The following is a 16,999-nucleotide window of genomic DNA, read 5'->3' as shown; positions in this document are numbered from 1 at the left end:
GACTGCACCCGCACCCTGGTCGCCACCCGGGTCGCGGACGCCGAGACCGCCGCCGGGGCGATCGCGGCGATCACCGCTGCGTTCACCGGCTTCGGGGTCCCGGCACTGGTGCTCGCCGACAACGGCAGCGCGTTCACCTCCCGCCGCACCAGGGGCGGCACCTCGGGCTTCACCCGGGTCGTGGAGCGGGCCGGGGCCCGGCTGATCCACTCCACCCCGTATCACCCGCAGACCTGCGGGAAGGTCGAACGCCACCACCGCACCTTCAAGCAATGGTTGGCCACTCACCCCACTCAACCGACCGATCTGATCGAACTGCAGCAGCTCTGCGACACCTACCAGCGGTTCTACAACACCGACCGTCCGCACAGTGCGGTCAAGATGCCGCCGCTGCAGGCCTGGCAGAACGCGCCGCTCCTCGGTGGGCCACAAGCACTTCCGATCCAACACGACGCCACCGTGCACGCCCTGATCGTCTCCTCCGCCGGCACCGTGTGCGTCGACTCCCACACCCGCCTGAGCGTCGGCCGGCGCAGAGCCGGGCAGACCATCACCCTGCTGCGCGACGACGACCACGTCACCGCCTACACCGCCGACGGCAACCTGATCGGACACCTACACCTCGACCACACCAAGCGCTACCAAGGACAACTTCAACCCGTCTAAAATCTGTCTCGCATCTACGTAGACACCCGTGTCTCACATCAACGTAGACAGCACAAACATGGGGTGGTTAAGAAGTACTCACGGGCGCGAAGCGCACAACGACGCCGGGCCTCAGGAGCGCTGGGGGAGTCCGCTGAGCATCCCAGATGCGTTCGTCCGTGCTGCCGATGAGCTGCCACCCGCCGGGTGAGCTTCGCGGATAGATTCCCGTGAACTCACCGGCGAGGCCGACAGCACCGGCCGGAACGGATGTTCGCGGCGTGGATCGCCGCGGAACGTGTAATCCCGGCGCACCTCCGGTGAGGTAGCCGAATCCCGGCGCGAACCCCGAGAAGGCCACCGTCCATCGTGTGCCGGTATGCGCCTCGATCACCCCGTCGACCCCGAGGCCGGTCAGCTCGGCCACCTCCTCGAGGTCGGGCCCGTCGTAGCGGACGCCGATCTGTATGTGCTCCGACGTGTCCTCGGGTGCGCCCGTTCGCGGTTCGGTGGTCCGCAACCATCGGACGACGCGGTCGCGGCTGGTTGCGGCACGATCGAATCTGACGAGGATGGTGCGGGCGGCCGGAACGATCTCGCCGACCCCCGGCGGCCTGGCCTCGTCGAGGGCACGGAAATGGGCGAGGACGGTGTCGAGGTCTTCGAACTCGGCGAGGACCGCAGCATCTCCGACGTCGAGTACCCGCATCAGACGAACGGTTCCACTGTGATGCCCTCGGCATCGAGCAACTGCCGGATGGACGCGGCCATCTCCACGGCTGCGGGGGTGTCGCCGTGTACGCAGACGGATTCGGGTGCGATCGCCAGCAGGGTGCCGTCGACGGCTTCGAGTGTGGAGTCGAGCGCCAACCGGCGTACCCGCTCGGCAACGACCGCCGGATCGTGAAGGACGGACCCAGCTGTCGTGCGCGGTACCAGCGTGCCCTCGGGTGTGTAGGCACGGTCGGCAAAGGCCTCGGCGACGGTCCGCAGGCCAGCGGCCTCCGCTTCCTTCAAGAACACCGAACCGGGCAGGCCGAGGACCGGGAGAGTGTCGTCGTAGGCACGTATTGCGGCGACCACCGCGCGCGCCTGCTCACGATGATGGACGATCGCGTTGTACAGCGCGCCGTGCGGTTTCACATACGCCACCGCCGAACCGCACACCTGTGCGAGCCCGTCGAGGGCGCCGATCTGATAGACGACGTCGGCGGTGAGGTCGCGTGGTGTGACGTCGATGAATCTTCGTCCGAAGCCGGCGAGATCGCGGTAGCCGACCTGCGCGCCGATACGCACGGTCAGGTCGGCCGCCGATCTGCACGTCGACAGCAGCGTCGTGGGGTCACCGGCATGGAAACCGCACGCCACGTTCGCACTGGTCACGAGTTTCAACATCGCGAGGTCGTCGCCGAGAGTCCACGCCCCGAAACTCTCGCCGAGATCACTGTTCAGATCGATGGCCGGCACATATTCGATACTAGGGTTCTCGCCCCCGTCTTGTAGATTCTCTGGCGGGGGCGGGTGGAACCGATGTGGGTCCTGCTGCGTCGAAACAAATAAGTGTGTTCGACAGTGCGTTGATCGGGAGGGGACTCGTGGCGGATCCGGAGTACATCAAAGACGCGGAGAATTTTCACTCCGACGGATGGGACCACGCACGCATCGCGAACGCCGTCGCCGGCATGGACGGAAATCAGATCAGTGCCGTCGCCCGGGCATGGACCGAATTGGGTTCGGCAGCAGGCGAAACCATCGTCGCCTTCAGCGACGCCGTCAAGAAGCAGATCCGCGAGAGTTGGCAGGGCGCCGCGGCATCTGCGGCGTACGCCGAGACGGAGCGTTACGCCGGCTCCGCACCTGAGGCGCGCGACCAACTACACGGTGTTGCGGGCGCGCTGACTCCGCTCATCGACACCGTCACGGCTCTTCGCGGCAGAGTGCCTCAGACGGTGGGCACCGGGCTCTGGGACAAGCTGACACCGTGGGATACCGATACGGAAGACGAGGTCTACCGCCGCGAAGGTGAAGCGCGGGACGCGATGGCCACCGTCTACAACCCGGGCCTCGCCACCTCGGACAGCTCCGTTCCCGAGTTCACGAAACCGGAGAGCAGGGTCGACGTCCCCTCGGGCCCGGCCGGTCCCGGTGTCGACCACGTGGGCAGTGCCCCGAATTCGAGCGATCGGATCGGTGGGCCGAGCGCAGTGCAGCCGCTTTCCGGCGAGGCTCCCGCCGGCGAATCCACCGCTGCGGACAGCGCACCCACCGCAGATGGCACTGAGCAGAACACGGCAACCGCGCCGAAAACGGCCACAGCACCGGCCACGACGGCCCCGGCCTCCGCGACGGGTGATCAGGCGCAGAGCCGGACGGGTATGCCGCACAGTGTCGATTCGTCCTCTGGCGGTGGCTCGCGAGCAGGTGGTGTGGGCGGCGGTGGCTCGGGTGGCGCTCTCGGGTTCGGGTCCGGCGGACTGGGCGGCAGTAGCGCGGGCGGTGGACGATCGGGTTCGGTCGCGGGAGCCGGTGGAAAACCAGGTGTCGCGGGGGTTACAGGCGGCGGGCGCGCCGGTTCCGGTATGCGTGGAACCGGGCCGATGGGCGCCGGAATGATGGGCGGGGGAGCTGGAGGAGCCAGGGGCACCGGCGAGGACAAGGAGCACAAGACCCCCGACTACCTGATCACACTCGACAACGGCAACGAGTTGATCGGCAAGCTGCCCCTCGTGTCACCGCCGGTGATCGGTGCATGAGCATGCGCAATTGGCAGCTGCGACCGGAGCTTTTCGACGCACTGTGGTCCGGTACCGGGCAGGACCGCATGCCCTACCCGTTTCGGATCGTCAGCTCGCACGCCGGGCTCAATGCATATGTCGCAGAGCAGAACCGGATACGAGAAGCATTCGGGGGAGCAGAGCACGACGATGTGCGGACGGCGTTGGAGATGCTTGCCGGACCCGACGTGTATGTCGAAATCTCCGGTTCCACCGCCGACGAGGCGCCGATCCGAATCATCGGCGCGCAGCACCGACAATGGTCGGTGATCGCGACACAACTCCCCGGCCGGGCACCGCAGGTCGGTGGCGACGTGGTGATCGGGACCGGTTTGGCCGGGCAATTGGGCGCCCAGCTGATCGGCCTCATCCCACCGAACGCCGCCGGCCGCCGCCGATTCCAGCGGCGCGACGACGACGGCACCCACCTCTCACAAGGAATCTTGCAAGACGTCAATCGGGTCGCCCCCGCCCGACTCGAAACCGCCCTGCAGAAGGGATACGCGGGCCGCGGCAAGATCCGCGTCTTCCGCGGTCCCCGGTACGGCGCCGGCAGGGACATCGGAGTTCTGCACTGGATCGACATCGCGGGCGACGGACGCTATGCCATCGGCCCACACGATCCCGGCGCAGCCAACCCGGCAGGACCTCGCGAACTCGTATCGGCGCTCGACACCTTGATCCGAGTCGGTACCACCCAGCGAGCAGGCTCGACGACCGCCCGCGGTTGGTAGATTTGCCACGACGTGCAGGGTGGGGACGACAACCAAGGGGGACACGAACATGGCTGGTCCGGACGCACCGGAAGCCGGATGGAAGGCTTTCACCGAGAACGTGGTCGGGGGCGGCAGGCTCGAACTCGACCCCGCCGGCATCGAGCAGTGCATCAAGCTGTGTGATGATCACGCACGTCGCATGGGCGAACTCGCTAGCCGCGCCCGATTCGAATTACGAGCAGCGAATTTGGGAATCGGTGAGAACGACATCGAGTCCGCGAAGGTCTTGGCTCGGAAGTTCGATGAGAAGGCAGTCGGCGGCAGCGAGATCAGCGTCTCCAACACGGCGGTCGGGCTGTTTACAGCGCACCAGTCTTACGCGAAGGATATGAAGTCCATGTTCGAAGCGGTGTTGGCCCGGTATACCGAGCAAGATGACGCGACAGCTGTGGGCTTCGGATCCTTGGGAACCACGCTGTGAGTGGTCGTTTGTGGCGAAATGCAGTTTCGATCGCCGGCACTGCTATCGCGTTGGGCGTTAGTGGCTGTACCCAGTCGGTGGACGGACACGCAGCAGAACCGCCGAATCCTCCCATTTCATTCCATCCGTGTGATGGCTTCCCCGAGGAAGCTATCGTGACGGCGCGCTTGAATGCATCACCGCCCGACCGTATGCCCGAACGGCACAATCCTCAGGTCTACGGGTGCGGGTACCAGTCGCCGGACTCCTATTCGGGCGTCGTCATCTCCGCCATCGCCGAGACTTTCAGCAGTGTCGAGTCGAGTGACCGCTTCACCGTCCTGAGTGAGACGACGATTGGCGGCCGCCCTGCGCTGGTGTCGGACTTTCGTGGTGGGAGTGCGTGCACGGTGTCGGTGGCGATCGAGCCGGGGATTCTCGAGTTCATGATCGGGTACAGCGAGTTGGAGGATTTCACGACCGTCGACGCTGCGTGTGATCAGGCGACGAAGGTGGCGACGACGCTGGCGCCGTATTTCCCCGACCATTTGTAGGCCGCATCCTGTACTGAGCCGCCACTTGTCGACCTGTGAGGGCTGATTCGGCCGTCGAGGCGCGGGGAGTGGCGGCTCAGTGCGTGTGCGCGGCGATGCGTCCCGTGTTCTTCCGACGCCTGGAGCCGCCGAGGCGGCAGATCAGGTAAATCACGAAGGAGATTGTCGTCACGAAACTCGAGACGGGGACTCCGGGGGCCAGGGACAGCAGGATGCCGCCCACGGCCGCGAGTTCCGCGAAGACGATCGACAGAATGGTCGCTTTCACCGGGCTCGCCGTGACGAAGGCGGCAGCCGCCGCGGGCGTGATGAGCAGAGCCATCACGAGCAGCGCCCCGACGATCTGCACGCCGAGGGCCGCGGTGATACCCACGAGCACGGCGAACACGATCGACAGTGCACGCACCGGCACCCCGCGCGCCTCGGCGACGTCGGGGTCCGTGCTGGCGAACAGTAGAGGCCGGTAGATGAGGGCCAGAACCCCGATGACCACGACAGCGCAGAGCAGCAGCAGCGCAAGCCCACTGTTTCCGGGCGCCACAATCTGACCGATCAGCAAAGAGAAGCTCGTGCCGGTACGGCCTTCGTACGACCAGATGAACAGCACGGACAGTCCGAGACCGAAGGCCATGATCACGCCGATCACCGAGTCGCGGTCGCGTGCCTTCGCTCCGAGTAAGCCGAACAAGATCGCAGCCACGACGGAACCGACGATGGCGCCTGCACCCACACTGATACCGACGAGCAGTGCGGCCGACGCACCTGTCAGCGACAGCTCGCTGGTCCCGTGAACCGCGAACGACATCTGCCTGCTCACGATCAGAGGCCCGATGACGCCTGCCAGCAAACCGAGGATGGCGCCGGCGATCAATGCCTGCTGGACGAAGTCGTACTGCAAGAGGTCGATGGTGGCGGAGACATCGAACAGGTGCGACATCGCATCGGTGAACTTGTTGCTCATGCGTGTTCCTCGCACGTGTGGTGCACACCTTCGCCGGGGCGAAGTCCGCCGGCGCTGCCGAGTGCGTCGATGGCGTCGCCGGTGCCGATCACGATGAGACGTCCCCGCACGTGCAGGACCTCGACTTCGGTGCGGTACAGCTCGGACAGCACCTCGGAGGTCATCACCTGGTCGGGTGTGCCGATTCGGAATTGGCCGTCGACGAGGTACAGCACCCGGTCGACCAGCGGCAGAATGGGATTGATCTCGTGGGTGACGAACAACACCGCGGTGTCGTGCGTGCGTCGCCGCCGATCGATGAGGCTCGACACGAGACTCTGATTGGCCAGGTCCAAGCTGAGGAGAGGTTCGTCGCACAGCAGTATCTGCGGATCTCCGACGAGTGCCTGAGCGATCCGCAACCGCTGCTGCTCGCCGCCGGACAGCGAACCGACGGGTGCGTCGGCGTAACTTTCGGCACCGACCTCGGCGATCGCTGCGTCCACGATCTCCCGGCGATGCCCCCGGCGCAGCAGCCCGGTTCCCCACCGGTGGCCGTCGACACCGAGACCGACGAGGTCACGTCCCCGGAGGGGAAGCCCGTCGTCGAGCGACTTCTGCTGCGGGATGTACCCGACGTTCGAGTTTCCGGCTCGGGCCGGTGATCCCGCGATCCTCGCGGTCCCGGAATCGAGGCCCAGCTGCCCGAGCAGCACCTTGAGCAGTGACGTCTTGCCGGAGCCGTTGGGTCCGAGAACGGCGACGAACTCGCCGGGCTCGACGGTGAGATCGAGATGCTGCCACAAAGTGCGTTCGCCGAAAGACAGTCGCGCCCCCGTCAGTTCGACTGCGGGGATGCGACTGCTGTGTTCGGTGTTCGTCGAAGAGAGTTCCGTCACAAGCCGATCAGTTCTATTGCAGCGCCTTGGCGAGGGCCTGGGCGGTGTTGGTCTGCCACTGAATGTAGTCCAACCCCTCGGGCAGGGTTTCGGTTACCTCGACGACGGGGACGCCTGCGGCCTCCGCGGTGGCACGCACGTCCTCGGTGACCTTGTCCTGTGTCTGGGTGTTGTAGACGACCGCCTTCACCTGCTTGTCGGTGATCAACTGGCGCGTGGCTGCGATAGCGGCGGGTGCGGGATCGTTGCCGTTCTCGATGGCACTGGTGAAGTCGGCGGGGGTGACGTCGTTCAGTTCCGCCGACTCGACGAGGTAATGCGCGATGGGCTCGGTCTGGGCGATCGGCGCGTCCTTGTGCGCGGCCGCGATGCCGTCGGTGACGACAGTGATCTCCGCGAGCCGGCCGTGGAAGGTTTCGGCGTTCGCCGTGTAGACGTCGGCGTTGTCGGGGTCGAGTTGGCCGAGCTTCTCCGCGATGGCATGTGCGGTCGCGTCGACGGTCGCGACGTCGTACCAGACGTGCTCGTTCACCTCGCCGTGTTCGTGGACGTCGCCTTCGTGCCCGGCCTCTTCGCCTTCGTGTCCGGCCTCTTCACCCTCGTGCGCGGGCTCGCCTGCGTGTGCACCGGCTCCGAAGAGTTCGAATGCGTTGACCGAGAGCTGGTCGCCGTTGCCGGTGTTGATGATGTCATCGACGAAGTGGTCGTATCCGCCGCCGTTGTAGACGATGAGGGACGCGTCGGTGAGCTTGGCGGCGTCGGTGGGGCTCGCCTCGAAAGAGTGCGGATCCGAGGACGGCTCGGTGATGATCGAGCTCACCTCGACCTTGTCGCCGGCAACCGCCTGCGCGACGCTGCCCCACACGTTCGTCGACGCGACGACCGTCAAGGCGCCGTTGCTCGACGTGTCGGAGCTGCACGCAGTGAGGGTGAGGGCAGCGGCGAAGGACAGCCCGACGGCGGCCGTTGCGACACGAAAGCCTGAGGAAGCGCGCACAGAAAAACTCCTGACAGAAGACGAGCTAAATGCTATTGGAAACCGTTACCGTTGCACTTTAGCGGATACGTCCCTGGTAGTGCACTTTCGGCCGAGCCCCGCCGAACCGTCGAACACTTCGGGTACTAACGTCCCCCTATGCCCAGGTCTCGACAGCCGCGCCGCCAAGCCACGCTGGCGTCGCTCGCGGCCGAGCTCAATATCTCCCGCACGACGGTGTCCAACGCCTACAACAGGCCCGACCAACTTTCCGCGGAACTCCGCGACCGGGTACTGCAAGCCGCGAAACGCCGTGGCTATCCGGGGCCGGATCCGGTGGCTCGTTCATTGCGCACACGTAAGGCGGGTGCTGTGGGGCTCCTGCTGACCGAGGCGCTCAGCTATTCCTTCCGTGACCCGGCGGCGATGAGCTTCCTGTCCGGGCTCGCCGAGTCGTGTGAGTCGGCGGGACAGGGCCTGCTTCTGATCCCGGCCGGGCCGGGGCGTGACGACGCCGACGCCGCGGCCGTCGTGCAGCAGGCCGGTGTCGACGGGTTCGTCGTCTACTCGGTGGCGGACGACGATCCGTACCTTGCGGCGGTGTGCGAGAGGCACCTTCCCGTCGTCATCTGCGATCAGCCCCGGGAGATACCTGGAGCATCACTCGTGGGAATCGACGATCGGGCCGCGATGCGGGCGCTCACCGACTACCTCATCGGGCTCGGGCACCGCGACTTCGGGGTTCTCAGCATGCGGTTGGGCCGCGACCGCTCGGATGGGATCGCCGACGCGGAACGGTTGCGCTCGCCGAATTTCCATGTTCAGCGCGAGCGCATCGGTGGAGTTCGTGACGCGATGTCCGATGCGGGCCTGAACCCGGAGTCGCTCACCGTGGTCGAGCGTTTCGAGCACACCGGACGATCCGGTCACGCGGCCGCCGCCCAAGCGCTCGGCGCGAATCCGAACATCACCGCCCTCGTCTGCACCACCGACGTGCTGGCGCTCGGCGCCGTGGACTGGGCGCGCTGGCAAGGAATCGACGTTCCCGGCCAACTGTCGATCACCGGGTTCGACGGCGTCGGCGAAGCGCTCCGCGAGGGAATCACCACCGTGCGGCAGCCTCAGGAGGACAAGGGCCGGCGTGCCGGCGCCCTGCTGATGTCTCCGTCGCACTCCGGCGTCGCAACGGTCGAAATGCTCGACACCGAGCTGTCGCGCGGATCCACCGCCGGCCCCGCACCTCGCTGAGGCGGCCCTACGGCCTGCTCACGCCAACAGCTGTGCGCAGCGGAGCAGACCGAGGTGGCTGTACGCCTGCGGGTGGTTGCCGAGCGAGCGTTCCGCGACGGGGTCGTACTCCTCGCTGAGAAGCCCGGTCGGTCCCGCCACGTCGACGAGCTGCGCGAACAAGGCCTCCGCCTGTGATCGCTGACCGATCAGCAGGTAGGCCTCCACCAGCCAGGCCGCGCAGAGATGGAACCCGCCCTCGGTGCCCGGCAAGCCGTCGTCGTGGTGGTACCGGTACACCGTCGAACCGCTGCGCAGTTCCGCTTCCGTGGCCGTGACGGTGGCGGCGAACCGCTCGTCGTGCGGGTCGATCAGCCCGGAGAGCCCGATGTGCAGTGTGGCGGCATCGAGGTCGGTGCCGTCGTAGGCGGCCGTGTACGAGCGGACCTCGTCCTTCCACCCCTTCTCGCGCACCTCGTCCGCGATCTTGTCCCGCAACGGCGTCCACCCCGGTTCGATGGGGCGGCCGAAGTGCTTCGCCAGCGCCACCGCCCGGTCGACGGTCACCCAGCCCATCACCTTCGAGTACACGTGATGGCGCGGGTTGTCGCGGATCTCCCAGATGCCGTGGTCCGGTTCGAACCATCGGCGCTCGACGGCCGCGACCATCGCACACACCAGCTCCCAGTCGCGATCGTTCAACGCCACCGCGACGCCCTGCTTCTCGCGGGCACGCGACAGATCGGCGATCAATTCGACGATAGGACCGAACACGTCGAGCTGGACCTGCTGATTGGCTGCGTTGCCGATGCGCACCGGACGCGACCCGGCATACCCGGGCAGTGAGTCGATCACGGCCTCGGGAGGAAGTCCGGTGCCGTGGAGGGTGTAGAGCGGATGCAGACGCTCGGGGCCGGGAATGGTCTCCAGCACGTCGTGCACCCAGTCCAGGAAACCCTCGGCTTCGCTCAGCGAGCCGAGGCTGACCAGTGCGGACGCGGTGAGCGCGGCGTCGCGGAGCCAGCAGTAGCGGTAGTCCCAGTTGCGGACGCCGCCGACTTCCTCCGGCAACGAGGTGGTGGCCGCGGCCATGATGGATCCCGAATCGACGTGGACCAGACCGCGCAGGGTCAGCGCCGAGCGCTTCATCAGGTCGGGCTTCAGTGTGGGCAGGGTCAGCCCCTTCGCCCAGTCCGACCAGTACGCCTCCGATGCGGCGCGGCGTTCTTCTTCCGGTGTGTGCGACGGGCCGATGTCCTCGGTGCCACACCGCAGTTCCAGAACGACGTCACCTTCGGACGGGTCGACGACGGCGTGGGCCGTCTGCTGATTGCCGTCGGAGGTCACGTTCCACCGCACGCCCGGCGAGCGCAGGACGATCGGCTCGTTGGTGCCGTGCACGCGCAATCCTTCGGCGACCGCCTCGAGGATTACCTGACCCTGGCCGAACTCGGGCCGCGGTGCGAATGTGACGACCGCGGCGGCCTGCCCGCTGATCACCCGGGTCAGATCGGTGCGACCGGGACACACGTCGTGCGGCAGGTAGTCGGTGACCGAGAGGCTGGCCCACCGTGTCTGCACGGTCATGGTGCTGTCGACGTAGCGCTGGCTCAGCGGCAGGGCGCTGCGGTGCGGGCCGACACTGAAGTGGCCGGCTTCCGGTCCGCCGAGCAAATGCGCGAAAACGGAGGCGGAGTCGGGTTCGGGGTGGCACAGCCAGGTGAGGGTCGCATCCGGAGTGACGAGGGCGACGGTCCGTGGGCTGGCGAGCATGGTGAGCCGCTCGATCGGTGGGGCATGCGCGCCCGACAGCCAGGTGCGACGCTCCTCGAGCAGGAACGCGAGGGCGGTCGCGACCTCTTCGGTGGTGTCTACCCGGAACTCGGCGAGGCTGTCGCCCGACCCGACCTTGACGCCGACGTCCGGGCCCTGCAGTCGCGAGAACGCTTTCTCGTCGGTGACGTCGTCGCCCACGAAGACGGCGGCGGTGGCACCTTCCTGATGGCGGATCAGGTCGAGGGCGTGACCCTTGTCGGTGGCGACCACGGCGAGTTCGATCACCGACTTGCCTTCGGTCACCTGCACGCCCACGCGCTGCGCGGCGTCGGCGCGGACGGCGGCCAGGGCCTTCTCGCCGTGCTCGGGGTCGGCATTGCGGACGTGCAGTGCCACGCTGGCGGGCTTGGTCTCCACCCCGGTGCCGGGATGCAGTTGGGAGATCTGGCGCAGATCCTCGGTGATCTCAGCGAGCAGTTGGCGCGCGTCGGCGTCGATGGCGTGGATGAATCCGATATCGAATTCCGATCCATGACTGCCGACGAGCTGAACCTCGGCGGGCAGGCGGGACAGCGCCGCGAGATCCTTCAGCGCCCGACCCGAGATGACGGCCGCCGTCGTTCCTGCCAGGCCGGCGAGACCGCGGAGGGCTCGCACCGATTCGGCGTGCGGAAATGCTCTTTCGGGGTCGGACACGATGGGGGCCATCGTGCCGTCGTAGTCGGAGGCCACGAGGAGACGAGGCGTCCTCGCGACCCGGGAGAGGGCACGGCGGAGTTCGATGGGCAGATCTTGAGCGCTCACGCGTTCAAATCTAGGTGATGCAGCGGCGGAGAGCGCATTGTCGCTTCCGGATGTGCGCGGTTCGTCCCTTATTCAGGTCTGCGGCTTCCGTCACCGAGGAGCAGTTCGACGGTGAGTTCCAGCCGATTCGCCACATCGGTGGCTGAGGAACGGCGTGTGAGCCAGGCCACCAGATTCGACAACCAGACGTCGGAAATCACGCGAGCGACGGCAAGCTGGTCCTCGGTGGGCTCGGTGTCGGTCATGGCCCGCGCGAACAGCCGGTCCATGAGCTTGCCCACCTGATCGACCTCGGCGGCGGCGGAGGCGTCGGCGAACATGAACGCCCGGGTCATCGCCTCGGTCAGCAGCGGGTCACGCTGCATGGCGCGAGTGATCTGGCTGAGGATGAGCTGCATGCGCTCGAGGGGATTGCTGCCCGGCGGATTCTTGCCCCGCGAATCGATGCGCTCGAACTCGCGCGCCAGCGCCGACACCAGCAGGTGCACCTTGGACGGGAAGTAGCGGTACAGGGTCCCGACCGCAACGTCCGCACGTTCCGCGACCGCGCGCATCTGCACGGCTTCGTATCCGCCCTTGGAGGCCAGGGCCAGGGTGGCGTCGAGGATCCGCTTGCGCCGTTCCTTCTGCGCGTTGGAACTGAGATCGTCCTCGCCCAGCGTCGCCGCAGCGACTGTCGTGGGTCGGGATCGAGAGCTGGTCGTCATACGTGTTTTCCTTCGCGCCTTGACTCATGGCCAGGTGACATATTAGAACACGTTCTAGACGAATGTGTCATTCAGGAGAGGCGGAAACCCGTTGTGACTATCGCCACCACCGAGGAACAGAGGGCTGCAGCGGGTTCGATCCAGGCGTGGGCGCGGTCCACGGACCCGCTCGTCACAGTACGCCAGGGACCAGCGGATTCGTGGCGCACGTCCTGGTCGTCCTTCGCGTCGCTCGGGATCTTCTCCGTTGCCGTACCCGAGGCGGTCGGTGGCTCGGGTGCGGAGATCGTCGACCTCGCCGCGATGATCGAGCAGGCTGCAACTGAACTCGTCCCGGGTCCTGTTCTGCCTACCGCGCTGGCGGCACTGGTCGTCGGGCGCAGCACCGGCGCTGCTGCGAAGACCTGGTCCGAAAATCTCGCCGACGGGAAGATTCCGTGCGCGGTCGCTCTCGGCAGTCCGCCGGTGAACGCCACCCTCGCCGACGACGGGGGGCTGGTGATCACCGGAGACGCCGGTTTCGCGATCGGCGCGGGCTCGGGAATGTCGGTGTTGCTGGCGGCCGACGCCGGTGACGGCGTCGTGTGGTGCCTGGTCGACGGCGAGTCCGCCGGACTCGAGGTGGCTCCCGCCGACACGATCGACACGAGCCGGCCGCTCGCACGCATCCGGTGCACAGACGTTGCCGTTGCACCGGACCGCGTGATCACCGGGCTGCGGGAGGGGCTGGTCCGGGATCTCGCGGCCACACTGGCTGCGGCGGAGGCATCGGGGGTCGCGCGCTGGTGCCTGCGCACCGCGGTGGACTACGCCAAGATTCGCGAGCAGTTCGGTAAGCCCATCGGCTCGTTCCAGGCGATCAAGCATCTGTGCGCCGAGATGCTGTGCCGCGTCGAAGCGTCGAGTGCCGCGGCCTGGGACGCCGCGGTGGCGGCCGAAGACGCGTGGGACGCAGACGGCGGTGAACTGCCCATCGCCGCCGCCGTCGCTGCGGCGGTCACACTCGACGCCGCGGTGGAGACCGCCAAGGACTGCATCCAGGTGCTCGGCGGGATCGGCTTCACCTGGGAACACGACGCCCACTTCTATCTGCGCCGGGCGACGTCGCTGCGACAGTTGCTGGGTGGCTCGACGAGGTGGCGCGCGAGGGTGGCCGAACTCACCCGCGGCGGCGCCCGCAGACACCTGTCCCTCGATCTCTCGGAACTCGCCGACGAGCGGGCCCGAATCCGAGCCGAGGTGACGGAACTGGTCGCGCTGCCCGACTCCGAGCGTCGCGCCGCACTCGCAGAGTCGGGCTATCTCGCGCCGCACTGGCCCGAACCGTACGGGCGGGGCGCGCGGGCCGCCGAACAGATCCTCATCGAGCAGGAGCTGGCCGCAGTCGGTGTGGCACGGCCGGACCTGGTTATCGGGTGGTGGGCGGTGCCCACCATTCTCGAGCACGGAAGTCCGGAGCAGATCGAGCGTTTCGCGATGCCCACTCTGCGCGGCGACATCATCTGGTGCCAGCTGTTCAGTGAGCCGGGGGCCGGTTCCGACCTCGCGGCCCTGCGCACGTCCGCCGTGAAGGTCGACGGCGGATGGACACTGTCGGGTCAGAAGGTGTGGACCTCGCGGGCTCACGAGGCGGACTGGGCGATCTGCCTCGCCCGCACCGACCGGGATGCGCCGAAACACAAGGGCATCACCTACTTTCTCGTCGATATGACAAGCCCGGGAATCACGGTTTCACCGCTTCGCGAGATCACCGGCGACGCCCTGTTCAACGAGGTCTATCTGGAAGACGTGTTCGTGCCCGACGATCTCGTGGTCGGCAATCTCGGTGACGGCTGGAAGCTGGCCCGCACCACCCTGGCCAATGAGCGAGTCGCGATGGGCGGTGGGTCGTCGCTGGGCGCGGCAATGGAAGAGCTGCTGACACTCGCAGGTGAAGACGATCCGGTGACGGACGATCGGCTCGGCCGATTGATCGCAGGCGCGCTCGTCGGGTCTGTGCTCGAACTGCGCACCACCCTTCGGCAGCTCGACGGCCAGGATCCTGGAGCGGAGTCGAGTGTGCGCAAGCTGGTGGGTGTGCGCCAGCGCCAGGAAGTGGCGGAATTCGCGATGGAACTCGGCGGCGTCGACGGCTGGGTGGAAGGTCCCCTCTCGCGTGAGTTTCTCAACACACGATGCTTGTCCATCGCCGGCGGCACGACGCAGATTCTTCTGACCGTCGCGGCGGAACGCATTCTCGGACTGCCCCGATCCTGAGCGCCTCCCGCGATGGCCTTTCGCGAGTTCCGCGATGGTGATACAACTAGAACACGTTCTAAATCGAAAGTGGGAATGCCAGGTGGACTTCACCCGAGACGAGACTCAGGAGGCGATCGCCCAGGTTGCGAGGGGACTTCTGGACCGCAACCTCGAGGGCGACGATCTGTGGCGCGCCTTTGCCGAGGCCGACCTGCTCACACTCGCGTTACCCGAACATCTCGGTGGGGAGGGCCTCTCGGTCACCGACGTCGGTGCGCTGCTCACCGAGGTCGGGCGCAGGGCGGCGGTCGTCCCCGCCCTCGCGACGCTGGGCTTCGGGGTGTTGCCCCTCGTTGCGCTCGGTGACGAGAGGCAACAGGACGAGTTGCTGAGCGGGCTCGCGGACGGACGAACCTTCACCGCGGCGCTCGCCGAGCCCGGGAGGCCGTTCCCGGCGCCGCCGTCGGTGACCGCGGTGGCGGAGGGGAGCGACTACCTCGTCACCGGACGCGTCGTGGCCGTCCCCTATGCGGACGGTGCTCACCGCATCCTCGTGCCGACCGACGCCGGCGTCGTGTTGGTGCCGCCGGGGTCGGACGGGGTGTCGCTGACTCCCGCACCCTCGTCGTCCGGCAGTCCCGAATTTGCTGTCACCTTCGACGGAGCGCGGGGTGAACTCCTCGCCGGTGGACCGGAAGCGGTCCAGCAGCTCTATCGGATCGCCCTCGCCTCCATCGGTGCCGTGGCCGACGGGTTGCTCTCGGGAGCAACACTTCTGGCGGGCGAGCATCTCGCCACCCGGCATCAGTTCGGCAAGCCGCTGGCGACGTTTCAGGCGGTCGCCCAGCAGATCGCCGACGTCTATGTCACCTCCCGCACCTTGCACGTGTCCGCACTGTCGGCATCGTGGCGGGTGTCGCAGGGGCTCGACGCTCAGGACGACCTCGATGTGATGGCGTACTGGATCGCCGCGGAGGTTCCCGCAGCCATGCAGGTGCTGCACCACCTCCACGGCGGAATCGGCGTCGACGTCACCTATCCGCTGCACCGCTACTACTCGACTGCCAAAGATCTGGCGCGCCTCGTCGGCGGCGCCTCGTACCGACTCGACCTCGTGGGGGCCCGGTGTTCATCGATCTGACCGACGAGCAGCGCGAGTTGCAAGCGGAACTACGGCGTTACTTCTCGGGCCTCGTCACGCCTGCCGAGGCCGAGATCATGCGCACCGAACGGCACGGGCCCACCTACCGTGAGGTGATCCGGCGGATGGGCAAGGACGGCTGGCTCGGCGTGGGCTGGCCGGTGGAATTCGGCGGCCGCGGATTCGGCGAGATCGAACAGCAGATTTTCGTGAACGAGGCGACGCGCGCAGACATTCCACTTCCGGCGGTCACCTTGCAAACGGTGGGCCCGACCCTCCAGAAATACGGAACGGACGAGCAGAAACGCAAGTTCCTCCCGGCAATCCTCGCCGGCGAGGTGCATTTCGCGATCGGCTATACCGAACCCGAGGCCGGGACCGACCTCGCGGCACTGCGGACCACGGCCGTCCGGGTGGGCGACGAATACATCGTGAACGGCCAGAAGATTTTCACCACGGGCGGCCACGACGCCGACTACCTGTGGCTCGCCGTCCGGACGGGTTCGGCGGATTCGCGTCACCGTGGGATCTCGATCCTGATCATGGACACGAAAGATCCGGGCTACAGCTGGACACCGATCATCACCTGCGACGGAGCCCATCACGTCAACGCCACCTACTACTCCGATGTTCGAGTACCGGTGAATATGCTTGTGGGTGAGGAGAACCAGGGGTGGCGACTGATCACGACCCAGCTCAACCACGAGCGGGTCATGCTTGGGCCGGCGGGCCGCGTGGGTGGCCTCTACGACCGCATTCGCGACTGGGTGGTCGCCCACGGTCTGCTCGCCGAGCCCGACGTGCGGCGTGCGCTCGGAGAGATCCACGCAACGTATCGGCTGAACGAACTGCTCAACTGGCAGGTCGCCTCGAGTGACGCGGAGGCGATCGACATTGCCGACGCTTCGGCAACGAAAGTGTTTGCCACCGAGCGGATCCAGCGCATCGGAAGGCTCGTGGAGGAGATCATCGGACGCTACGGTGACCCGTCCGACCCGGATACGGCCCACCTGATGACCTGGCTCGACATGCAGACGAAGCGAAACCTGGTCATCACTTTCGGTGGGGGAGTCAACGAGGTGATGCGCGAACTGATCGCGACGGCAGGCCTGAAGCTTCCCCGAGTACCGCGATAGGAGCGC

16 protein-coding genes are annotated in these 16,999 nt (G+C 66.8%); 9 read left to right on the top strand and 7 right to left on the bottom strand.

What is annotated here, in order from left to right; genetic code table 11:
* Nucleotides 1-666 (top strand): integrase core domain-containing protein (locus R4P95_RS06290; RefSeq protein WP_317743924.1); only part of this gene is annotated, 666 nt, incomplete at its 5' end.
* A gap of 67 nt (nucleotides 667-733) precedes the next feature.
* Here the strand turns inward: R4P95_RS06290 and pxpB are convergent.
* Together pxpB and R4P95_RS06280 are read right to left on the bottom strand one after the other, a co-directional pair.
* The gene (gene pxpB / locus R4P95_RS06285) at nucleotides 734-1,354 is read right to left on the bottom strand and encodes a 5-oxoprolinase subunit PxpB (RefSeq protein WP_317743923.1); all 621 of its coding nucleotides are present in this window, start codon (nucleotides 1,352-1,354) and stop codon (nucleotides 734-736) included.
* Nucleotides 1,354-2,112 carry a 5-oxoprolinase subunit PxpA gene (locus R4P95_RS06280; RefSeq protein WP_317743921.1) on the bottom strand — a complete coding sequence of 253 codons (759 nt, stop codon included), beginning with the start codon at nucleotides 2,110-2,112 and terminating at the stop codon, nucleotides 1,354-1,356. The genes pxpB and R4P95_RS06280 overlap by 1 nt, the downstream gene beginning before the upstream one ends.
* A 128-nt stretch (nucleotides 2,113-2,240) precedes the next feature.
* On the opposite strand from R4P95_RS06280, the gene R4P95_RS06275 reads away from it, so the two are divergent.
* The 4 genes from R4P95_RS06275 to R4P95_RS06260 are packed head-to-tail and all read left to right on the top strand — an operon-like array spanning nucleotide 2,241 to nucleotide 5,149.
* Nucleotides 2,241-3,398, top strand: a complete 1,158-nt coding sequence (locus R4P95_RS06275; RefSeq protein WP_317743920.1) for a hypothetical protein — start codon at nucleotides 2,241-2,243, stop codon at nucleotides 3,396-3,398.
* Nucleotides 3,395-4,153: an ESX secretion-associated protein EspG gene (locus tag R4P95_RS06270; RefSeq protein WP_317743919.1), complete on the top strand. Its 759-nt coding sequence runs from the start codon at nucleotides 3,395-3,397 to the stop codon at nucleotides 4,151-4,153. Before R4P95_RS06275 ends, R4P95_RS06270 begins: the two co-directional genes overlap by 4 nt.
* Before the next feature lie 49 nt (nucleotides 4,154-4,202).
* Nucleotides 4,203-4,616 (top strand): hypothetical protein, encoded by a 414-nt coding sequence (locus tag R4P95_RS06265; RefSeq protein ID WP_317743918.1) that lies wholly within the window; start codon nucleotides 4,203-4,205, stop codon nucleotides 4,614-4,616.
* Entirely contained in the window at nucleotides 4,613-5,149 is a 537-nt protein-coding gene (locus R4P95_RS06260) for a DUF3558 domain-containing protein (protein WP_397517655.1), read from the top strand. The genes R4P95_RS06265 and R4P95_RS06260 overlap by 4 nt, the downstream gene beginning before the upstream one ends.
* Nucleotides 5,150-5,225: 76 nt before the next feature.
* Here the strand turns inward: R4P95_RS06260 and R4P95_RS06255 are convergent, their stop codons facing one another.
* Genes R4P95_RS06255 through R4P95_RS06245 form a run of 3 tightly spaced genes read right to left on the bottom strand, consistent with a single transcriptional unit; the run spans nucleotide 5,226 to nucleotide 7,985 of the window.
* Nucleotides 5,226-6,110 carry a metal ABC transporter permease gene (locus R4P95_RS06255; RefSeq protein ID WP_213574285.1) on the bottom strand — a complete coding sequence of 295 codons (885 nt, stop codon included), beginning with the start codon at nucleotides 6,108-6,110 and terminating at the stop codon, nucleotides 5,226-5,228.
* Nucleotides 6,107-6,988 (bottom strand): metal ABC transporter ATP-binding protein, encoded by an 882-nt coding sequence (locus tag R4P95_RS06250; RefSeq protein WP_249354068.1) that lies wholly within the window; start codon nucleotides 6,986-6,988, stop codon nucleotides 6,107-6,109. The genes R4P95_RS06255 and R4P95_RS06250 overlap by 4 nt, the downstream gene beginning before the upstream one ends.
* Nucleotides 6,989-7,001: 13 nt before the next feature.
* On the bottom strand, nucleotides 7,002-7,985 hold the full coding sequence (locus R4P95_RS06245; protein WP_317743916.1) for a metal ABC transporter solute-binding protein, Zn/Mn family: 984 nt from the start codon (nucleotides 7,983-7,985) through the stop codon (nucleotides 7,002-7,004).
* 138 nt (nucleotides 7,986-8,123) lie between these two features.
* Here R4P95_RS06245 and R4P95_RS06240 point away from each other — a divergent pair, with 138 nt between their 5' ends.
* On the top strand, nucleotides 8,124-9,212 hold the full coding sequence (locus R4P95_RS06240; protein ID WP_213574281.1) for a substrate-binding domain-containing protein: 1,089 nt from the start codon (nucleotides 8,124-8,126) through the stop codon (nucleotides 9,210-9,212).
* A gap of 18 nt (nucleotides 9,213-9,230) precedes the next feature.
* On the opposite strand, the gene otsB is transcribed toward R4P95_RS06240, so the two are convergent.
* Nucleotides 9,231-11,771, bottom strand: coding sequence for a trehalose-phosphatase (gene otsB, locus R4P95_RS06235; protein WP_317743915.1), 2,541 nt, complete (start codon nucleotides 11,769-11,771; stop codon nucleotides 9,231-9,233).
* Nucleotides 11,772-11,839: 68 nt separating this feature from the next.
* Nucleotides 11,840-12,478, bottom strand: a complete 639-nt coding sequence (gene kstR / locus R4P95_RS06230; RefSeq protein WP_109326538.1) for a cholesterol catabolism transcriptional regulator KstR — start codon at nucleotides 12,476-12,478, stop codon at nucleotides 11,840-11,842.
* A 93-nt stretch (nucleotides 12,479-12,571) separates the two neighbouring features.
* Between kstR and R4P95_RS06225 the strand changes: the two genes are divergently transcribed.
* From R4P95_RS06225 to R4P95_RS06215, 3 genes are all read left to right on the top strand, one after another.
* A complete protein-coding gene (locus R4P95_RS06225; protein WP_317743914.1) occupies nucleotides 12,572-14,734 on the top strand; it encodes an acyl-CoA dehydrogenase in 2,163 nt (720 codons plus the stop codon).
* An 82-nt stretch (nucleotides 14,735-14,816) separates the two neighbouring features.
* On the top strand, nucleotides 14,817-15,857 hold the full coding sequence (locus R4P95_RS06220; protein WP_317743913.1) for an acyl-CoA dehydrogenase family protein: 1,041 nt from the start codon (nucleotides 14,817-14,819) through the stop codon (nucleotides 15,855-15,857).
* Nucleotides 15,842-16,993, top strand: coding sequence for an acyl-CoA dehydrogenase family protein (locus R4P95_RS06215; protein WP_109326545.1), 1,152 nt, complete (start codon nucleotides 15,842-15,844; stop codon nucleotides 16,991-16,993). Before R4P95_RS06220 ends, R4P95_RS06215 begins: the two co-directional genes overlap by 16 nt.
* Nucleotides 16,994-16,999 lie beyond the last annotated feature (6 nt).

The sequence above is a fragment of the Rhodococcus sp. IEGM 27 genome, assembly GCF_033142305.1.
In the GTDB taxonomy this organism is placed as follows: Bacteria; Actinomycetota; Actinomycetes; order Mycobacteriales; family Mycobacteriaceae; genus Rhodococcus_F; species Rhodococcus_F oxybenzonivorans.
The sequence above is the reverse complement of the archived record's forward strand: the minus strand, read 5'-3'. Positions and strand labels throughout refer to the sequence as shown.